Source organism: Nocardiopsis sp. TNDT3, assembly GCF_003427465.1.
GTDB classification, from domain to species: Bacteria; Actinomycetota; Actinomycetes; order Streptosporangiales; family Streptosporangiaceae; genus Nocardiopsis; species Nocardiopsis dassonvillei.
In genome coordinates this window covers 1-1,613 of record NZ_QPFC01001223.1, presented here as the reverse complement: position 1 = coordinate 1,613, position 1,613 = coordinate 1, and the positions used below count along the sequence as shown (strand labels likewise).

Sequence of the window (1,613 nt, the reverse complement as noted above, 5' to 3'; positions counted from 1 at the left end):
CCCCTGCCCTGTGCCCGGCCCCTGCCCCGCGGCCGACCCGCGGGGCAGGGGCCGCCGGGTCAGCGGCGCCCCTGCCCGCCGTACCCCTCTCCGCGCTCGAACTGCTCGCGCATCGCGGCGCCCTGCTGGCGCTGGTACTCGTCGGCCAGCTGCTGCTGGCGCTCGGCGGCCGCGGCGACCGCTCCCTGCGCGGAGTCCAGGACCTCCCTGGCCCCGCCCGAGCCGCCCAGCGGCGTCCGCGCGCCCCGGCCGTCCATCACCTGGGGCAGCAGCTGCGCGGTCAGCAGCGTCGACAGCGCCGAACCGTCCCCCGCGCCCGCCTCGGTCTGCACCACCACCGGACGCGGGGCGCGCCCGGCCAGGGTGGCGCCCACGTCCAGGCGGCGACGGGCCAGCTCGTACTCCAGCACCGCCCGGTTGTCCCGGTAGGCCGTGGCCAGGCGCTCCTGCGCCTTCGCCTCGTTCTCGGCGGCCACCAGGTCGGCGCGCCCGCGCGTCTCGATCTCGTAGCGCACCCGCTGCGCCTCGGTCTCCTGCTCCTCCAGCATCTGCGCCACGTCCTTGCGCGCCTTGTTGAGGGAGGCGTTGACCTCGACGATCTTGGCGTCACGGGTCTTCTTGGAGCGCTCGATGTCCATCAGCAGGGTATCGATCCGGCGCTTGCGCGTCAGCTCCCACTCCTGCTCGTAGGCCACCAGCTCCTTGGCCACCCGCTCCCGGGTGGACAGGTGCTGCTGGTACTGGCTGGGCAGCTGCACGTCGGGGATGTTGCAGCCGGTGATGCGCACACCGTACTTCTCCAGCTGCCCGTTGAGCAGGCGGCGCATGTCCTCGACGTTGGAACCGCGCAGGTCGTAGGCGGACTCGGTGTTGACCAGGCGGCTGCGCTGGCGGATGGCGTCCTGCACCGCGCTGGAGAGCACGAGGTCGAAGTTGCTCGCGCCGATGATCGTCACGAACCGGATCGGGTCGGTGATCTGGAACTTGAGGAAGAACTCGATCGACTTCAGCGGCACGTTCTCCCGCGTGGGGCAGGCCAGGACCGGCGCCGTGTAGGGGATCTCCGTGCGGGTGTCCACCACGAAGTCCACCCGCGACCACGGGTGCCACAGGTAGTGGCGGCCCGGCCCGATCGGCTTCACGATCGCGCCGTACTTGGTGAGGATGCCGTGCGTGCCCTCCTCGATCTCGATGATCGAGCTGCGCCACCACCACAGGCCCGCCACGACGATGCTGAGGACGCCGACGATCAGGGTCGGCACGGCCAGCACGACGTAGGCGACCCCGAGGACGAACCCGCCCGCCGAGGCGTTGAGGGCCATCATCAGCGCCGAGCACAGGGCGAACAGGCCGAACCAGACCAGGACGGTCCACCGCAGGCCCCGGTTGTCGCGCGGGATGACCACGGGGACGATCGCGCCCTGGTCCCCGCCGCGCAGCAGACCGGCCAGGTCGCCCCACGAGGCGAGGGACTCCTTGATGCTGGAGCCGCCTCCGGCGTTCACTGACAGGCTCATCTACTGACCTCCCTCGTCGGGGCCGAAGCCCTGGGTGCCGCGCGACCACGGCGGCGGGGGCGGGTCCTCCAGGGACCGGTGGGGGGCGTCCGAGGG

At 72.2% G+C, this 1,613-nt stretch carries 1 protein-coding gene; it reads right to left on the bottom strand.

The window, feature by feature from the left end; genetic code table 11:
* Positions 1-59: 59 nt before the first annotated feature.
* Positions 60-1,517: an SPFH domain-containing protein gene (locus tag DQW06_RS26165; protein WP_117199497.1), complete on the bottom strand. Its 1,458-nt coding sequence runs from the start codon at positions 1,515-1,517 to the stop codon at positions 60-62.
* Between the last annotated feature and the right edge of the window lie 96 nt (positions 1,518-1,613).

Coding starts and splice junctions, on each gene's coding strand:
- DQW06_RS26165 (WP_117199497.1), bottom strand. CDS start 1,517: ATGAGCCTGTCAGTGAACGCCGGAGGCGGCTCCAGCATCAAGGAGTCC.